The 16,408-nt window shown below is 63.5% G+C and carries 13 protein-coding genes and 1 riboswitch; of the genes, 4 read left to right on the top strand and 9 right to left on the bottom strand.

Going from position 1 to position 16,408, the window contains the following annotated elements; genetic code table 11:
- Position 1 precedes the first annotated feature (1 nt).
- Positions 2 to 3,676: a cobaltochelatase subunit CobN gene (gene cobN / locus ACN0Q0_RS05570; RefSeq protein ID WP_417242382.1), complete on the bottom strand. Its 3,675-nt coding sequence runs from the start codon at positions 3,674 to 3,676 to the stop codon at positions 2 to 4.
- A 64-nt stretch (positions 3,677 to 3,740) separates the two neighbouring features.
- Here cobN and ACN0Q0_RS05575 point away from each other — a divergent pair, with 64 nt between their 5' ends.
- Positions 3,741 to 3,902: a hypothetical protein gene (locus ACN0Q0_RS05575; protein ID WP_417242383.1), complete on the top strand. Its 162-nt coding sequence runs from the start codon at positions 3,741 to 3,743 to the stop codon at positions 3,900 to 3,902.
- Here the strand turns inward: ACN0Q0_RS05575 and ACN0Q0_RS05580 are convergent.
- The 3 genes from ACN0Q0_RS05580 to ACN0Q0_RS05590 form a co-directional block, all read right to left on the bottom strand.
- Positions 3,899 to 4,348, bottom strand: a complete 450-nt coding sequence (locus ACN0Q0_RS05580; protein ID WP_417242384.1) for a GNAT family N-acetyltransferase — start codon at positions 4,346 to 4,348, stop codon at positions 3,899 to 3,901. The genes ACN0Q0_RS05575 and ACN0Q0_RS05580 overlap by 4 nt on opposite strands.
- A 4-nt stretch (positions 4,349 to 4,352) precedes the next feature.
- Entirely contained in the window at positions 4,353 to 5,432 is a 1,080-nt protein-coding gene (gene cobW / locus ACN0Q0_RS05585; RefSeq protein WP_417242385.1) for a cobalamin biosynthesis protein CobW, read from the bottom strand.
- A 69-nt stretch (positions 5,433 to 5,501) separates the two neighbouring features.
- Positions 5,502 to 6,173 carry an energy-coupling factor ABC transporter permease gene (locus ACN0Q0_RS05590; RefSeq protein WP_417242386.1) on the bottom strand — a complete coding sequence of 224 codons (672 nt, stop codon included), beginning with the start codon at positions 6,171 to 6,173 and terminating at the stop codon, positions 5,502 to 5,504.
- A 34-nt stretch (positions 6,174 to 6,207) separates the two neighbouring features.
- Positions 6,208 to 6,431: riboswitch (cobalamin riboswitch) on the bottom strand.
- A gap of 190 nt (positions 6,432 to 6,621) precedes the next feature.
- Here ACN0Q0_RS05590 and smc point away from each other — a divergent pair.
- Complete coding sequence (gene smc / locus ACN0Q0_RS05595; protein WP_417242387.1) at positions 6,622 to 10,077, top strand: chromosome segregation protein SMC; 3,456 nt, start codon at positions 6,622 to 6,624, stop codon at positions 10,075 to 10,077.
- Between the two features lie 13 nt (positions 10,078 to 10,090).
- Here smc and ACN0Q0_RS05600 read toward each other — a convergent pair whose 3' ends face one another.
- Genes ACN0Q0_RS05600 through ACN0Q0_RS05620 form a run of 5 tightly spaced genes read right to left on the bottom strand, consistent with a single transcriptional unit; the run spans position 10,091 to position 14,580 of the window.
- A complete protein-coding gene (locus ACN0Q0_RS05600; RefSeq protein ID WP_417242388.1) occupies positions 10,091 to 11,269 on the bottom strand; it encodes a lytic murein transglycosylase in 1,179 nt (392 codons plus the stop codon).
- Between the two features lie 51 nt (positions 11,270 to 11,320).
- Complete coding sequence (gene cbiB, locus ACN0Q0_RS05605) at positions 11,321 to 12,229, bottom strand: adenosylcobinamide-phosphate synthase CbiB (protein ID WP_417242389.1); 909 nt, start codon at positions 12,227 to 12,229, stop codon at positions 11,321 to 11,323.
- Positions 12,226 to 13,173, bottom strand: a complete 948-nt coding sequence (locus ACN0Q0_RS05610; RefSeq protein WP_417242390.1) for a threonine-phosphate decarboxylase — start codon at positions 13,171 to 13,173, stop codon at positions 12,226 to 12,228. The genes cbiB and ACN0Q0_RS05610 overlap by 4 nt, the downstream gene beginning before the upstream one ends.
- Complete coding sequence (locus ACN0Q0_RS05615) at positions 13,170 to 13,562, bottom strand: DUF1636 family protein (protein WP_417242391.1); 393 nt, start codon at positions 13,560 to 13,562, stop codon at positions 13,170 to 13,172. Before ACN0Q0_RS05615 ends, ACN0Q0_RS05610 begins: the two co-directional genes overlap by 4 nt.
- 37 nt (positions 13,563 to 13,599) lie before the next feature.
- Positions 13,600 to 14,580 carry a glutathione S-transferase family protein gene (locus ACN0Q0_RS05620; RefSeq protein ID WP_417242392.1) on the bottom strand — a complete coding sequence of 327 codons (981 nt, stop codon included), beginning with the start codon at positions 14,578 to 14,580 and terminating at the stop codon, positions 13,600 to 13,602.
- A gap of 327 nt (positions 14,581 to 14,907) precedes the next feature.
- On the opposite strand from ACN0Q0_RS05620, the gene ACN0Q0_RS05625 reads away from it, so the two are divergent.
- Positions 14,908 to 15,141: a DUF6732 family protein gene (locus tag ACN0Q0_RS05625; RefSeq protein WP_417242393.1), complete on the top strand. Its 234-nt coding sequence runs from the start codon at positions 14,908 to 14,910 to the stop codon at positions 15,139 to 15,141.
- A gap of 7 nt (positions 15,142 to 15,148) precedes the next feature.
- The gene (locus ACN0Q0_RS05630) at positions 15,149 to 16,408 is read left to right on the top strand and encodes a sirohydrochlorin chelatase (RefSeq protein ID WP_417242394.1); all 1,260 of its coding nucleotides are present in this window, start codon (positions 15,149 to 15,151) and stop codon (positions 16,406 to 16,408) included.

Raw genomic sequence — 16,408 nt, forward strand, 5'->3', positions numbered from 1 at the left:
CCTATGCGAGCGCCTCAAGGGCGGCCCGCGCCGAGTTCGACCGTGGCGTCCACAGCCCGCGATCCATCGCCTCCAACAACCGCTGCGCCATCTCGGCAAGCGCGGGTGCGTTGTGATCCGCGATGAACGCCCGCGTGTCGTCGTCCTCGATAAAGGCGGCGTGAACGAGGTCGAAATGGTGATCCTTGACCGCGCGTGTCGTGGCCGAAAAGGCAAACAGATAATCCACCGTTGCGGCAATTTCGAACGCGCCCTTGTAGCCGTGGCGCTTGACGCCATCGATCCATTTCGGGTTCACCACCCGCGACCGGATCACCCGCCCGATTTCCTCGTCCAACGTGCGAATGACCGGACGGTCGGGGCGCGAATGGTCGTTGTGGTAAATCGGGCGATCCTGCCCTTGTAGCGTCGCCACGGCGGATGCCGCGCCACCCTCGAACTGATAATAATCGTCGCTGTCCAACAGATCGTGTTCGCGGTTGTCCTGATTTTGGACAATCGCCTCGACCTGACCCAATCGGGCCTCGAACCCGGCGCGATCCTTGACGCCCTCGCGCCCCGCGCCGTAGGCATAGCCCCCCCATTCGAGGTAGGCATCGGCAAGGTCGCGGCGGTCGCCCCAAAGCTGCTCGTCGATCATCGCCTGAAGCCCCGCGCCATAAGCCCCCGGTTTGGACCCGAACACCCGTGCCGTGCTTTCGCCGCGCCGGGCGCGGGCGGCGGCGGGATTGTCCGCCTCACTCTCGTCCATCTCTTGCACCGCACGCGCCGCACTATCGACCAAGGCAATGAGTTGCGGAAAGGCATCGCGGAAAAATCCCGACACGCGCAGCGTCACATCAACACGCGGACGCCCCAACACGGACGCGGGCAGCACCTCGAACCCCGTCACGCGGCGCGACATCGTATCCCACGTCGGTTTGACCCCCATCAGGGCAAGCGCCTGTGCAATGTCATCGCCGCCCGTGCGCATATTGGCCGTCCCCCACGCGGTGACGAGCATGGCACGGGGCCAGTCGCCCTGATCCTGAAGGTGGCGTTCGATCAACAGGTTGGCCGATTTCCACCCGAGGCTCCACGCGGTTTGCGTTGGGACCGCGCGGGCATCGACGGAGAAAAAGTTGCGCCCCGTGGGCAGCACGTCCAAGCGCCCGCGGGTCGGCGCACCGGACGGGCCGGGACGGACAAACCGGCCATCCAATCCGCACAACAGCCCGTCCATCTCGGCGGGGCCACAGGCCGCAACGGTTGGCAAAACATGGTCGCGCAAATGATCCAGAACGGCTTGGGACGCGGGGCCGGCGGCGGGCGTGCCGTCATCCATAAGCGCGGCGCAAAACGCCTCCAACCGCTCGACCGTATCGCCATTGGTGCGCCATGTGCCGTCCATAATACGCGCCAAGGCATCGGGGCGCGGACCGGTCCATGTCTGCGCCATCTCGCAATCAAGCGGGTCGAACCCGAGCCCGAAATCCACCGCCAGAGCCCGCACCAAAGATGCGTCTTTCCCCGTCCCGTCGCCGCGTGGCACACGCACCAAAGCAAGCGCGAGATCACGGGCAAGCCGCCCTGTCGGGGCGGTGCCAAAGATGTGCAGACCATCGCGGATTTGCGCTTCTTTCAACTCGCACAGATAGGCGTCGAGCTTGCCCAGATCGCTATCCTCATCCTCGCCCGTCATGCCCACGTCACGGTCCAGTCCCGTCACGGCACTCAGGCTCAAAATCTCTTTGCGCAGCGCGTCAATCCGGCGCGGATCAACCCCCGCCGCCTCGAAATACTCGTCCACCAAGGCCTCAAGATCGCGCAGCGGCCCGTAGGTCTCGGCGCGGGTCAGCGGCGGGGTGAGGTGGTCGATGATCACGGCCTGTGCGCGGCGTTTGGCCTGTGTCCCCTCCCCCGGATCGTTCACGATAAACGGATAAAGGTGCGGCATCGGCCCCATCACCGCTTCGGGCAAACAGGTCCGCGACAGGGCAAGCGCCTTTCCGGGCAGCCACTCCAGATTGCCGTGCTTTCCCATATGGACCAACGCATGCGCCCCAAACGCGTGACGCAGCCAGAAATAGAAGGCGAGGTAGTTGTGCGGCGGCACCAGATCGGGCGCGTGATAGGTCTCGGTCGGGTCGATATTATAGCCGCGTGCGGGCTGAATGCCGACCACGGCATTTCCGAACCGCAGGACCGAGAGGGCAAAACCGCCCGCGCCGTAAAACGGATCCGCCTCGGGCGCGCCCCACCGCTCTTCGATCTGTGTGCGGACCTGTTCGGGCAGCGCATCATAGCACGCGCGGTAGGCGGCAAGGGGCATCCGCACGCCACCGTGCCTCGCGCTGCGATCGGTCAACCAGTTGGTCGGCCCCGCAAGGATCTGCGCCATCAACGCGTCACTGTCTTCGGGAATGTCCGTGACGCCGTAGCCCGCATCCGCCAGTGCGCCGAGCGTGTTCACCGTCGCCGCGGGGGTATCAAGGCCCACCCCGTTGGCGAGCCGCCCGTCCTTGTTCGGGTAGTTGGCGAGGATCAGCGCGACCTTGCGGTCTGCGGGCGGGGTGTGACGCAGCGTGGCCCAGTTTGCCGCAAGCTCCGCGACAAAATCTACACGGTTCCGGTCCGCCTGATAGGTCGCAATGGCGCACTCGGTCTCAGCGTCGAAATAGGCCTCGCCCTTGAACGATACGGCGCGGGTCAATACCCGCCCGTCGACCTCGGGTAGCGCCACATTCATCGCGATGTCCCGTGCCGATAGCCCCGTCAGCCCCGTGTCCCATACCGCGTGCGACGAGCCGGCAAGAACCACCTGAAACACCGGTGCCTCATTGGCGAACGCGGCCGCCAAGGGATTGTTGCCGGCCTTGTCAGGGGTGCCGACCGCAAAGGAGGTGCAGTTGAGAATCACATCGGGTCTGGCATCACAAAACAGCCCCTCCAGTGTGGCGACCGAAATCGGGTCTTTGAGGGAGGCCACAAAAACGGGCAGGGGGTTCAGCCCCTTTTTGATCAGCGCAGCCACCAATGCATCAACCGGCGCAAGGCCCGCCCCCTGTACCAACGCACGGTAAAAGGTGATCGGCACAACAGGTGCGCCCTGCGTCCAGTGCGTCCGTGCGGTGTCCAGATCGCACACGCCTTTGGCGGGCCAATAGACCCCCGCACGCAACAGCGGTGCAGCAGGTGCGGGTTTTTCACCGCCCTCCAACATCGCTTGCGCATAGCTCAGAAACGCCGCCGCATTGTCGGGACCGCCCTCCACCAGATAGGCCCAAAGCGCGTGATAGTCCTGTGACGAAACCGTTGATAACCCTGCCAGTTCCGCGTCCGGCTTGTCATCGCCGGGGAGCGCCACAAACGGAATGCCCGCCTCGTGAAGCCGTGCGGCGTATTGCTCCAACCCGTATGTCCAATAGCCCGATCCGCCCAGAACCCGCGCGATGACCATGCGCGATTTGGTGGCGCAATCGTCAAGGTGCAGATCCACCGACATCGGGTGGCGCAGGTGCATCAGTTGCGACAGGCGCAGCGATGGCGGCGTGTCCAGACCCGCCCGCGCATGGGACAGGGCGGCCAGTTCGGTATCGGCGGCGGAGATCACCACAAGGTCCGCAGGGGACTGGCCGAGGTCGAAGGCCTCGTTGCCATCGTCGATCGATCCGGGGGTGGCGGCCAACAGATGCATCTGTCTCTCCTTGAAAAGCCGCGCGGTTTACGGCATCAGCGAGAAAACCCCGAAAGGTGATCTCATGGACTATGGTAAATCAGGCGCGCCGAAGATCGGCAAAAATGCCCCGCGTCACGCGGAACACAACGCTAAAGGGTCGTCAAAAAACCCCTATGGCAAAGCGGCCCCGAAGGCCGAGTTGCTCGCCCGTATGAAAGCGGCAGCGACCAAAAAGGCGGACTAAAGCGCCTTTTCGTAGAACACGGAAACGCCGTTGTTCTCGTAATCGCCAAAGGCCCGACAGCGGGTAAACCCGTGGCGCTCATACAGACGACAGGCGGCGTCCAGTTCGTCGCCTGTCTCCAGTTTCAACGCGGTCAACCCCTCGTCGCGGGCCATGTCCTCGACCGCCCGCATCAGGGCGCCCGCGATGCCTTTGCCGCGTCCGTCGGGTGAGGTGAACATGGATTTCACCTCGCCGTAGGTCCCGTAGATTTTAAAGGCACCAACGCCCAACACCACGTCGCCCTCCCGCGCGATAAAGAACCGTACGTCATCGGCGGCAAGCGCATCCGTGGGCAGGGCGTGATTGTGTTCTTCGTCATAAATCTCCGCCTGCAATGCCTGGGCCTGCGCCAAAAGGGCGGCAGGTTGCGGGTCAAGCGGGTTTCCAAGTTCGACAATAATCATGGCGTCAAGCTTTCAAAGCGGCGTCAATCGCGGCGTGGTCCAGACCGGCCTGACCGATCACAACCAGACGGGTCTCGCGCGGGTTGGCCCCGAACGGTTGGTCAAAATAGTGATCGACACGCGGGCCAACGGCCTGAACCGTCAGGCGCATCGGCTTGCCCGTCACGGCCACAAACCCCTTGAGGCGCAAAATGCCATGGGCGCGGATCACATCGGCGATCTGTGCGGCAAAGGCCTTGGGGTCGCTGACCTCATCGCGGCTGACCACGAAGCTTTCGAAGTCGTCGTGATCATGGTCGTGGTGGTGGTGGTCGTCATCGTGGTGGTCGTCGTGATCATCATCGTCGTGATGATGGTGGCCGTGATGCACCTCGTCGCGTCCCGCCATGTCGGCCTCGGCGCCAATGCCCTGACCGAGCAACACATCCACGGGCAGGGCGCCATGCGCGGCGCGCACTACCTGAACGCCGCTACGGGCCTCTGCCTTGAGCTTGGCCACAAGCGCGTCTGCCTGTGCCTCGCCCAACAGATCGGCCTTGTTCACCACAATCATGTCGGCACAGGCAATCTGGTCCTCGAACAGTTCCGACAACGGGGTCTCGTGATCAAGGTTCTCGTCGAGCTTGCGTTGGGCATCGACGGCGGCAACGTTATGGGCGAACACGCCCTCGTCCACGGCCTTGCCATCGACCACGGTAATCACGCCGTCAACGGTGACCTTGGTGGAAATCTCGGGCCAGTTGAACGCCCGTACAAGCGGTTGCGGCAGCGCCAGACCGGAGGTCTCGATCACGATGTGATCGGGTTTGTTCTCGCGCGCGAGCAGCTTTTGCATGGTGGGAATGAAATCATCGGCCACGGTGCAACAGATACAGCCGTTCGACAGCTCCATGATGTCGTCCTCTGTGCAGGTCTCGTCACCGCAGCCCTTCAGGATATCGCCGTCCACGCCCAGATCTCCGAACTCGTTGATGATCAGCGCAATGCGCTTGCCGTTTGCATTGGCAAGCATGTGACGGATGAGAGTGGTTTTGCCCGCGCCCAGAAAACCGGTAACGACGGTAGCAGGAATTTTGGCAGCCATGTTGGTGTCCTTTACGTGAAAACGCCGGAGCGGTGAGGCCCCGGCGCGATACGTTTGAATGTGGGGCGATTACGCGGCGTTGAACGTGCGCGGCGACACAAGGCCGGTCCGGCCCAGACCCTTGAGCGCCTTGGCCCCTGCAAGGACACCGAGGTCGACGAACGGCTCGATGGCGATCACGGCGATGTAGGCCGCGCCGAATGTGGCAATCTCGCCCATTGCGCCAAAACCGTGGCCGTAGGTGACCCAAAATCCGACCCATGCCACAACGCCCGCTTGGTAGGTCGTGGACAGCGCGAGCGCCTGTTTATAGGTCACGTCCGCATAGGCCGTGTTTGGCGCAATGATCCGGTCCGCAACCATTTTGATTGCAAACATCGGCACGAGAAGCGTTGTGACGTTCATGCCGTATTGCGGCAGGTCAATCGGCTCGACAATCATACCTTGAGCCAAAAGGCCAAGCGCAAGTCCGATTGCCGCAGGCGCGGCCCCGAACAGCAAGAACAGCGTAGAACCGAAGATAAAGTGAACTTCCGAGACGCCCGCAGGGGCGTGGGGCAACACCTGGAATGCGAACACAGTGGCGATCATGGCCAGTGCGGAGCGTGCCGCGAGCGATGTGACGCCGCTTTCCTTGACGGCGTTCCATGCGTGCTTGACGGTAAAGCCTGCCGCGCCAACAGCCGTGACAACAGAGAGGGCGAGTTTCGCGCCAGTTACGAGTCCGGGTTCGATATGCATATTTTAAGTCCTCCTGAGCCGTCATCCCCGACGGCGGGTTGATATGAGGCAAGGCTGGTCTCCTGGCTCGTGGGTCAACGCAGCGCTGTCACCTTCCCGGAGCGGTTGCTCCAGTGGTCAATCGACAGCCTACTCGCCACTTACAGTCGCGGGGGCGGCTCCGGTTTTGAACCCCGATGTGGGTCGCTCGCACCGAATTCCCAATTCTCCCCTGCCGCTTGGCGGCATGTGCGGGGAACCTTAGCGGCCCCATTTGGCGTCTGAGGGGGGGTGGGGTCAAGGTTTAACATGCCGCAGCGCAATAATATTGCCCGATACGCCCCGAACCCCAACGATATCTTGTGGATAACTCGGGCGCGGCCTCCAGATATCGGGAGGGTGGCATTGACAGGCCCGCCCCAAGGGCAAAAACTCGCCCCCTAATGGAATCAGCGGCAAAGGGGTCCCCTTGCGTTTCACCCGCCTGCGATTGAACGGCTTCAAAAGCTTTGTCGACCCGACCGATCTGGTGATCGCGGACGGGCTCACGGGTGTGGTCGGTCCCAATGGCTGTGGCAAATCCAACCTGCTCGAAGCCCTGCGGTGGGTCATGGGCGAAAACCGTCCAAAGGCGATGCGCGGCGGTGGCATGGAGGATGTGATCTTTGCGGGGGCCTCGTCGCGTCCGGCCCGCAACTTTGCCGAAGTGGCGCTGATGATCGACAACTCCGAGCGCCTCGCGCCCTCGGGCTTCAACGAAAGCGATAGCGTCGAAATCATCCGCCGCATCACCCGTGACGCAGGCTCCGCTTATAAGGTGAACGCCAAAGACGTCCGCGCCCGCGATGTCTCTATGCTGTTCGCCGATGCCTCCACGGGGGCGCATTCGCCCGCGCTTGTCCGTCAGGGGCAAATCTCCGAACTGATCAACGCCAAGCCGAAAAACCGCCGTCGCATCCTTGAGGAAGCCGCAGGGATTTCGGGTCTGTATCAACGCCGCCATGAGGCCGAGTTGAAACTCAAAGGCGCGGAAACCAACCTGGCCCGCGTCGATGATGTGATTGAACAACTGGCCGCACAGCTCGCCTCGCTCGCCCGTCAGGCCCGTCAGGCCGCGCGGTACCGCGAAATCGGCACCGAGTTGCGCCATGCCGAGGGGCTGTTGTTCTATCGCCGGTGGCGGGATGCCGATCAGGCCCGCGCCGAGGCCGACGATCTGTTGCGCACCCGCCTCAAACAGGCCTCCGAGGCCGAACGCCTCGCCCGTGCGGCCACCACGCGCCGCGAGGCCTTCGAGGCGGCGCTCCCCCCCCTGCGCGAGGAAGAGGCGATTGCGGCGGCCGTGTTGCAACGCCTGACCGTCGAGCGCGATCAACTGACCGAGGAAGAGACCCGCGCCAAAGAGATGATCGGCACCTTGACGCGGCGCATCGACCAACTGGTGGCCGACATGGCCCGCGAGGAGCAGCTGAACAAAGACGCAGGCGAAACCATCGACCGTCTCGAATGGGAGCAGCGCGAGTTGCTCAAGGCCTCCGAGGGCCACGGCCCGCGTTTGGAACAGGCCGCCTATAGCGCCACCGAGGCCAACGAGGTGTTGCAGGATCGCGAGACGCAATTGTCGGAGATGACCGAGGATGTGGCGCGTCTGGCCGCCCGTCACCAATCGGCCAACCGTCTGGTCGAGGACAACCGCAAAACGCTGGATCGCGGACGCGGCGAGGCCGACCGTGCGCGGGCCTCCGTGGACGAGGCAAAGGCCACATTGGAGCGCGCGGGCGCAGCGCTTGCGCAGGCCCGTATGGATCAGGACATCGCGGCCGCTCGCGCCGAGGAGGCCGAGGCCGCATTGATTGCCGCCGACGAGGACCGCACCGAAACCCACACCCGCGAAAGTCAGGCCCGCGCGGCGCGTTCCGAGGCCGAGGGCGAACTTGGCGCCCTCAAGGCCGAAGTGGCGGCGTTGGCCAAAATGCTCGACCGCGACCAGATCGCAGGCACGCAGGTGCTTGACCTGATCAAGGTGACATCGGGCTACGAAAAGGCGCTTGGCGCCGCGCTTGCCGATGAATTGCGCCAACCCGCGATCGAGGCCTATCAGGCCTCTGGATGGGTGACGCTGCCCGATTACCCCGATGAACAAGACCTGCCGATGGGCGTCGAGCCGCTGCACGATTATGTCGAGGCCCCCGCCGTCCTGTCGCGCCGTATCGGCCAGATCGGGTTGGTCAAGGCCGAGGACGGCGCGCGGCTTCAGGCCGACCTTGAACCGGGTCAACGGCTTGTCTCCGTTGAGGGCGACATGTGGCGGTGGGACGGCTACCGTGCGGGGGCCGAGGATGCGCCCTCCGCCGCCGCACTGCGCCTGCAACAGCTCAACCGCCTTGAGACGCTCAAACAGGAATCCGTGGCCGAAGAGGCCAAGGCCGCGGGGGCGATCCACGCCCACGAACACCTCAAGGCCGAGTTGCTGCGCCTCACCGAGGTCGACACATCCGCCCGCGAAGCCCGCCGTGAGGCCGACCGCGCCCTGTCGGAGGCCGCGCGGGCCCTGTCACGGGCCGAGAACGAAAAATCGCTCGCAGAGGGCAAGGTCGAGAACCTTGGACTGGCCGTGTCGCGCCACGATGAGGAGGCCCGCGCGGCGCAAACCCGACTGGACGAGGCGCAACAGGCCCTGTCGGCCCTGCCCGATCTGCAATTCGCCCGCGACAAGATCGAGGAGGTCAAACTGACCGTCGAGGCCGCGCGGATCACCATGATGACCAAACGCTCCGCGCACGATGAAATCCGCCGCGAGGGCGAGGCCCGCACGCGGCGCAGCCAAGAGGTGGTCAAGGAACTCTCGGGGTGGAAACACCGCCTCGAAACCGCCGGAAAACGCATTGCCGAATTGAACGGGCGCAAAGAAACCTCGGAGGCCGAATTGCATGACGCCGGCGCCCGACCCGCCGAGATTGCCGCGCGCCGTGAGGGCCTGATGGACAAAATCACCGAGGCCGAGACCCGCCGCAAAGCCGCCGCCGATGCTCTGGCCGAGGCCGAGACCGCGCTGCGTGACGGGGTAAATGCCGAACGCGAGGCCGAACGTGTCGCATCGGAGGCCCGCGAGGCCCGCGCCGCCACTCAGGCCCGCCGTGACGCCGCCCGCGAAACCGTCGAGGCCGCCGTGGCGCGGATCCGCGAGGAACTGGAAACCACACCCAAGGCGCTGTTGGACGAGTTGGACATCGACCCTGAAAAAATCCCGGGCCATGACGCGATCGAGGTGGATGTGAACCGCCTTAAACGTCTGCGCGACAGCCTTGGCGCGGTCAACCTGCGCGCCGAGGAGGACAGCGAAGAGGTCCGCGTCGAACATGACACGCTCGTGAGCGAAAAACAGGATCTCGAAGAGGCAATCAAAACCCTGCGCAGCGGCATTTCCGCGCTCAACAAGGAAGGCCGCGAACGGCTTCTGACCGCCTTCGAACAGGTCAACGAAAGCTTCGGCAACCTGTTCAAACACCTGTTTGGTGGCGGCGAGGCCAAGCTTGCTCTGGTCGAAAGCGACGATCCTTTGGATGCGGGTCTCGAAATCCTGTGCCAACCTCCGGGCAAGAAACTCTCCACCCTGTCGCTACTGTCGGGCGGCGAGCAAACCCTCACAGCGCTTGCGCTGATCTTTGCCGTGTTCCTCGCCAACCCTGCGCCGATCTGTGTGCTCGACGAGGTCGACGCGCCACTGGACGATGCCAACGTGACGCGCTTTTGCGACATGCTCGACGAGATGACGCGCCAGACCGACACGCGGTTTTTGATCATCACCCACCACGCCGTCACCATGGCCCGCATGGACCGCCTTTACGGCGTCACGATGCAGGAACAGGGTGTGAGCCAACTGGTTTCCGTCGACCTCAAAAAGGCCGAGCAAATGGTCGCGTAGGCGGCGCGGGCGTTTACAGTTTCGACAAAAGCGCCGCCGTGGGCCATGCGTCTGCGGGCAACCCCAAACGGGCCTGTTCCGTGCGCACCGCCGACCGCGTGCGCGCGCCCAGAATACCGTCGATGTCACCCACATCGTAGCCACGCGCTTGCAACTTGGTTTGCAGCTGTTTCATCTGGTCATCACTCAACCCCGCGTCTGGATTGCCCGCGTTATAAACCGGCGCCCCCTCCAGACGGGTGGCGAAATAGGCGGCGGTGGTCACATAGACAAAGCTTTGATTCCACTCGAAATAAACGTCAAAGTTTGGATAGGCGAGAAAGGCCGGACCATTGCGCCCCATCGGTAAAACCACCGAGGCAGGCAAGCCGCCCGCGCCAAGCGATCCCGCCCGCGCCGCCACGCCCATGTCCGCCCACTGATCCACCGTCAGCTTGGTCTCGAGGCCGGTTTTGGACCAGTCAAGGTCGCTCGGCACCGTGATCTCTTGCAACCACGGCTCTCCCGCACGCCACCCCAGAGACTGTAACATTTTGCCCCCCGACATAAGCGCATCGGGGGCGGAGGTTTTGAGCGACACATGCCCGTCGCCATCGCCGTCCACCCCGTTGCTCAGGATGTCCTCGGGCAGCATTTGCACCATGCCGATCTCGCCCGCCCATGCGCCGACGGTGGTGGCGGGATCGAAGTCGCCGTGCTCAAACAGCTCAAGGGCCGCGAACACTTGTGGTTGGAACAATTCGGGTCGGCGGCAATCGTGGCTCAGGGTCATCAGCGAGTTGAGCGTGTTGAAATTGCCCTGCACCTGACCGTAGTCGGTCTCCAGCGCCCAAAACGCCAAAAGCACCCCGCGCGATACGCCATAGTCGCGCTCGATCTTGTCAAACACCGATTGGTATTTGGCGCCGTAGTGACGCCCGTTGTCCATACGGTTCTGGCTGATCACCGCCCGCGAAAAGTCGATAAAGGATTTCTTGAACACGCCCTGCGCACGGTCGGCGTTGATCACGGCGGGACTGTGCTGTGCGGAGGCGAAAAAGCGGTCGACGGTGGCGCGGTCATGGCCCTGTGCGAGGGCTTCGGCTTTCATGCCTTTGACAAAAGAGGCAAAGCTGCCGCCACAGGCAATCTCGGCGGTGGCCGGAGCGGCGAGGGAAAGGGCAAGCGAGGCGGCGAGGGCAATATGGCGCATGAAAGATCCTGTCGGTTCAAATGTGTCGTGAGCGTACCGGCGAAGCGGCGGTCAGGTAAATGCGAGACTGATCACAATCGCGAGGGTCAGACCCCACGCACGCCACAGCACGTGACACGCGCGGTCAATATCGGCGGCCCCTGCGGATTTGCGCCCGTCCGGATGAACCCACGGAAAGTCCGTCATTTTGCCCTCATAGGAGCGCGGCCCGGACAGCGACACGCCAAGGGCGCGCGACATCGCGGCCTCGGGCCATCCGGCATTGGGCGAGCGGTGGAGCTTGGCATCGCGCGGGATTCCGGCGACATCAATGCGTCCGCTCGCGGTGGCAATGAGCAGCGCGGAGAGGCGGGCAGGCACCCAGTTCAGCACATCATCCAGACGTGCGGCGGCCTTGCCGAAGTCCTCGTAGTTTTCGGTGCGGTAGCCGATCATGCTGTCGGCGGTGTTCACCGCCTTGTAGATCAAAATACCGGGCAATCCCGCGACGAGGAACCAGAACGCAGGGGCGATGACCCCGTCGGAGAAATTCTCGGCCCCTGATTCGATGGCGGCGCGGGAAATGGCGGCGGCGTCCATGTCGGCGGTGTCGCGACCGACGATTTGGGCCACGGCCATACGCCCGTCCGCAAGGCTGCCCCGCACCCCCTTGGCCACGGCCCGCACATGATCCACGAGCGAGCGTTGCGCCAGTAAAATCGCGCCAAGCACCACCTCGGCATAGGGGATATGGGACAGGCCCCACCCGATGGCCCACATCGCCACCACAAGCCCCGCGACAAGCACCGCGCCCTTGAGGCGTCGCGCCGTGCCGTGGTTGAGGCTGCGATCGGCGGCGGCGATCAAACGGCCCATGAGAACGGCAGGATGCGGCACGCGCGACCACAGCCATTCGGGTTCGCCCGAAACCGCATCAAGGACCATCGCCAATGCTAATGCCAACGCCAATGCCGTTGTCACAGCGCGGCCTCCACCTGTGCCCATCCATCGGGCGCGGGCAGACCAAGACGGATCCAGCGCTCCGAATAGGGGAAAATACGCGACCAGACCCGCCCCTGCGCGAGACGTTTTTGCCATGCCCGCGCGTCGTCCACCTCATAGAGCCGAAACAGCGGGGTGCCACCCACAAGGCGCGCGCCCTTGGCGGTGACAAGCCCGTCCAAACGCGCGGCATCTTCGGCCAGTCGGGCACGGGTGGCCTCGGCCCAGTCGGGGTCTTTGAGCGCGTCGCGGCCGATGGTCAACGCGGGGCCGGAGACCGCCCACGGGCCGATCAGGGCCGACAGGCGGTCGATGAGATCGGGGGCGCCAATGGCAAACCCCAACCGCAGCCCCGCAAGGCCCCAGAATTTTCCGAAACTCTTGAGCACAATCGTGTCGGGGCGCGCCGTGCGGGCGATGTGGCTCGCCTCGGGCGCAATGTCGCAAAAACTTTCGTCGATGATCGTGACAGGTGCGGTAAAGGCATCCGCGTGCCACATCCGCCCGTCGGGATTGTTGGGGTGCACGGCGACCTGCACGGTGGTGCCTTTGTCGGCGTTTGAGGCCCCGATGGTCCACCCGTGGGCCTCGAACGCGCCGGCGTGTTCGTTATAGGTCGGGGTCCGGATTGCGGCGCGCCCCGCGGGCCACAGCATCGGCAGGCGGGCAATCAGGCTCGAGGCCCCCGGTGCGGCCAGTATCGCGGCCTCGTGCGGCACATCCCAAAAGGCTCGCGCGGCCTGTATCAACCCGTCTTGCGCGGCGGCATCGGGCAGGGCGGTCCATGCGTCCTGTTCGATTGTGCCAAGCGGGTAGGGGACGGGATTGATGCCCGTCGATAGATCAATCCAGTCGAATTTCTCGCCGCCATAGCGGGCCACAGCGGCGTCCAACCCACCGCCGTGATCGCGGTGTTTGCTCATGTGTCGCTCGCGGATGGCAACGGCAGGTGGCGCGACACGAAATGCCCCTTTACCCCCTGCGGCCATGTGCGGAACGGCACCTGACCCGTGGGCGAGGCGGCGTGCAGAGCGGCGTATTCGACAATGGCGGCGGCGTCCTCGGGCGTGCCGTCGAACTTGCCCAAGGAATAGCCCATCTTCGCCACACCGCCTGCGTCCGCGCCCTGAACAATGATGTTACAGGCGCGGTCGCATCCCATCGTACAGGCCACGCGGCGGGTTTTGACCCCTGCGGCTCCGGCACGTGCTTCGATCTCGGCGGCGAGCACCTCGCCGTCGGTTTTCTCCATGCCGCGCTCCGACCAGTCGTCGCGCTTGCAGGTTTCGCAAATTGTGATCCATGTTGTCATGTCGACGTGTTTTGCCGTGCCTGCGACGAAGTGCAAGTTAAATTTCACCCCGCCCGTGTGGCGCGTCAAAGTCGATGTGCGGTGTGATCGGCACGATACGGTTCGGGTTGATCACGTCATGGCTATAATAATAGTGGCGCACAAAGTGGTCGAAGCGCACGGTCTCTTTCACCGCGTCGATCTGATACAACGCGCGCAGGTAACCCCACATGTTGGGATAGTCCGCGATCCGTTTGCGGTTACATTTGAAATGGCCGTGATACACCATATCGAACCGGATCAGCGTGGTGAACAGACGCCAGTCGGCCTCGGTAATCCGGTCGCCCGTCAGGTAGCGGTTCTGTTCCAGAATGCCCTCGATCCAGTCGAGACTGTCGAACAGCGGCCCGATGGCCTCGTCATAGGCGGCCTGTGTCGTGGCAAACCCCGCAAGGTAAACACCGTTGTTCACGGTTTTATAGATGCGGTCGTTGATCTCGTCGATGCGCGGGCGCAGCGCCTCGGGGTAATAGTCATCGGTATTGCCCGTCAGACCGTTAAAGGCCGTGTTGAACATGCGGATGATTTCCGAGCTTTCGTTGGACACAATTGTCCCGCGCTTTTTGTCCCACAGGATCGGTACGGTGACGCGACCGGAGACCCCGGGGTCGGCCTTTGTATAGACCTCGCGCAGGTAGTCGAACCCGAACAGATCGTCACCCGTGGCCCCGTCGAAATCGGTCGAAAAGGTCCACCCCTCGCTCAACATATCGGGATGCACGGCGGATACGGTGATGAGATCGCCAAGCCCCTTGAGGGCGCGAAAAATCAGCGTGCGGTGCGCCCACGGACAGGCGTAGGAAACATACAGGTGATAGCGATCCGCCTCGGCCTCGAACCCGCCGTCACCTGTCGGACCTGCGCTGCCGTCCGCTGTGATCCAGTTGCGAAACCCCGCGGTCGAACGCTCGAACCGTCCCCCTGTCTTGGCGGTGTCATACCACCCGTCATTCCAGTTGCCGTTTTCAAGATAACCCATAGCGTCCTCCATTGCGTGTGACAGACACCTAGTGCAATCGCGTATAAGCGCAAATGCCGACCAAGGCGCAAGAAGCGTGCGCATTCGCACAATGCGCCGCCGCGTGACGCGTGACTGTTATCGCTAAAGCGTTTGAGAATCTCCGTGCCGCATCCTATACGGGGGGCGACGACGCCCTCGCTTCGGAGGGCCAGAGAGGTTGGCTGACGGTAGATTGACCCACATCGGGGATCTCGCACAGCATCGTCAAAGGGACAGGTTTCCATCTGTGCCTAGCCTCCTTGAGTGCAACGCCCCGACCATCGGGACAAACAACAAGGAATAGACATGACCCGCGTTCTTGCGTTTTTCTTTACCCTTATCGCCCCCCCATCCTTTGCACATGTCGGACATCTCGCCGACGTCGCAGGGCATGACCATTGGGTCGCGGGGATCGCCTTGGGCATCGCCGCCGGGATCGCCGTTTGGGGGGCCGTCAGCGGCACAAAAGAAACAGGCGCGCAATCCGCAGACGCACCGGAGGCCGAGGGTCAGGTCGACGCCGAGCCGCAGGAGGCTTGAAGCTATTATGAAAACCGGAGTTATGATCTGCGGCCACGGGTCACGCAGCCAGGCCGCCGTGGATGAATTTGCCGTTCTGGCCGAAAAGCTGCCCGCGCTTTTGCCGGACGACTGGATGGTCGATTACGGCTATCTGGAGTTTGCCAACCCCGTGATCCGTGACGGGTTGGACCGGCTGCGCGAGGCGGGATGTGACCGTATCCTCGCCGTGCCGGGCATGTTGTTCGCCGCGATGCATTCCAAAAACGACATCCCCACCGTGCTCAACACCTATGCCGCGACCCACGGCATTGACGTGTCCTACGGGCGCGAGTTGGGCGTGGACCCCAAAATGATCGCCGCCGCAGGCGCACGCGTGCGCGCCGCCGTCGATGCGGCCAATGCCGAACACGGCGCGCTGCCACTGCACGAGACCGCCCTGGTCGTGATCGGGCGCGGCGCATCTGATCCCGATGCCAACGGCAACGTGTCCAAAATTGCACGGATGTTGTGGGAGGGCATGGGCTTTGGCTGGTGCGAGGTCGGTTATTCCGGCGTCACCTTCCCGCTCGTGGAACCGGCACTGCAACACGTCTCGAAACTGGGCTACAAACGCGTCATCGTGTTTCCGTACTTCCTGTTCACCGGCATCCTGATCGACCGTATTTACGGCTTCACCGATCAGGTGGCCGCCGCGCATCCCGACATTCAGTTCGTCAAGGCCGGCTACCTCAATGACCACCCCAAGGTGCTCGAAACCTTTGCCGAACGCATCATCGAGCAAACCGGCCCCGTGCCTGTGCCCAACTGTGGGATCTGCCCGTTCCGCACCCAGAAACTCGCCACCGGGGACGGGACAAAAATCACCGCCGAAGACCGCGCTGCGGCCCATCCCGCCCTTGCCGCCGCCCCGCCGCCCACCTGTGTGTTGTGCAAATACCGTGTCGAAGTGCTTGGCTTCGAGGCCGAGGTCGGCGCGATACAGGAAAGCCACCACCACCACGTCGAGGGGCAAGGGGCCTCCGCACCGGGATCAAACGTGGCCGATTGCACCCTGTGCGATACCTTCTGTACGGGCGTGTGCCGTTTGGACATCCCCGACCACCATCATCACCACGACCACGACCACGGCCATGCGCACAGTCACGACCACGCACATGACCACGGCCACAGTCACGCTCATTCCCACGGTCATCACCACCACCATGACCACGATCATGCGCACCCCGTCTACCCGCACGCCAAACACCCCCACGGTCCCGAAAGCGCCCGTAAGGCAAAGGGATAA

Source organism: Celeribacter sp. (genome assembly GCF_048259695.1).
GTDB lineage: Bacteria > Pseudomonadota > Alphaproteobacteria > Rhodobacterales > Rhodobacteraceae > Celeribacter.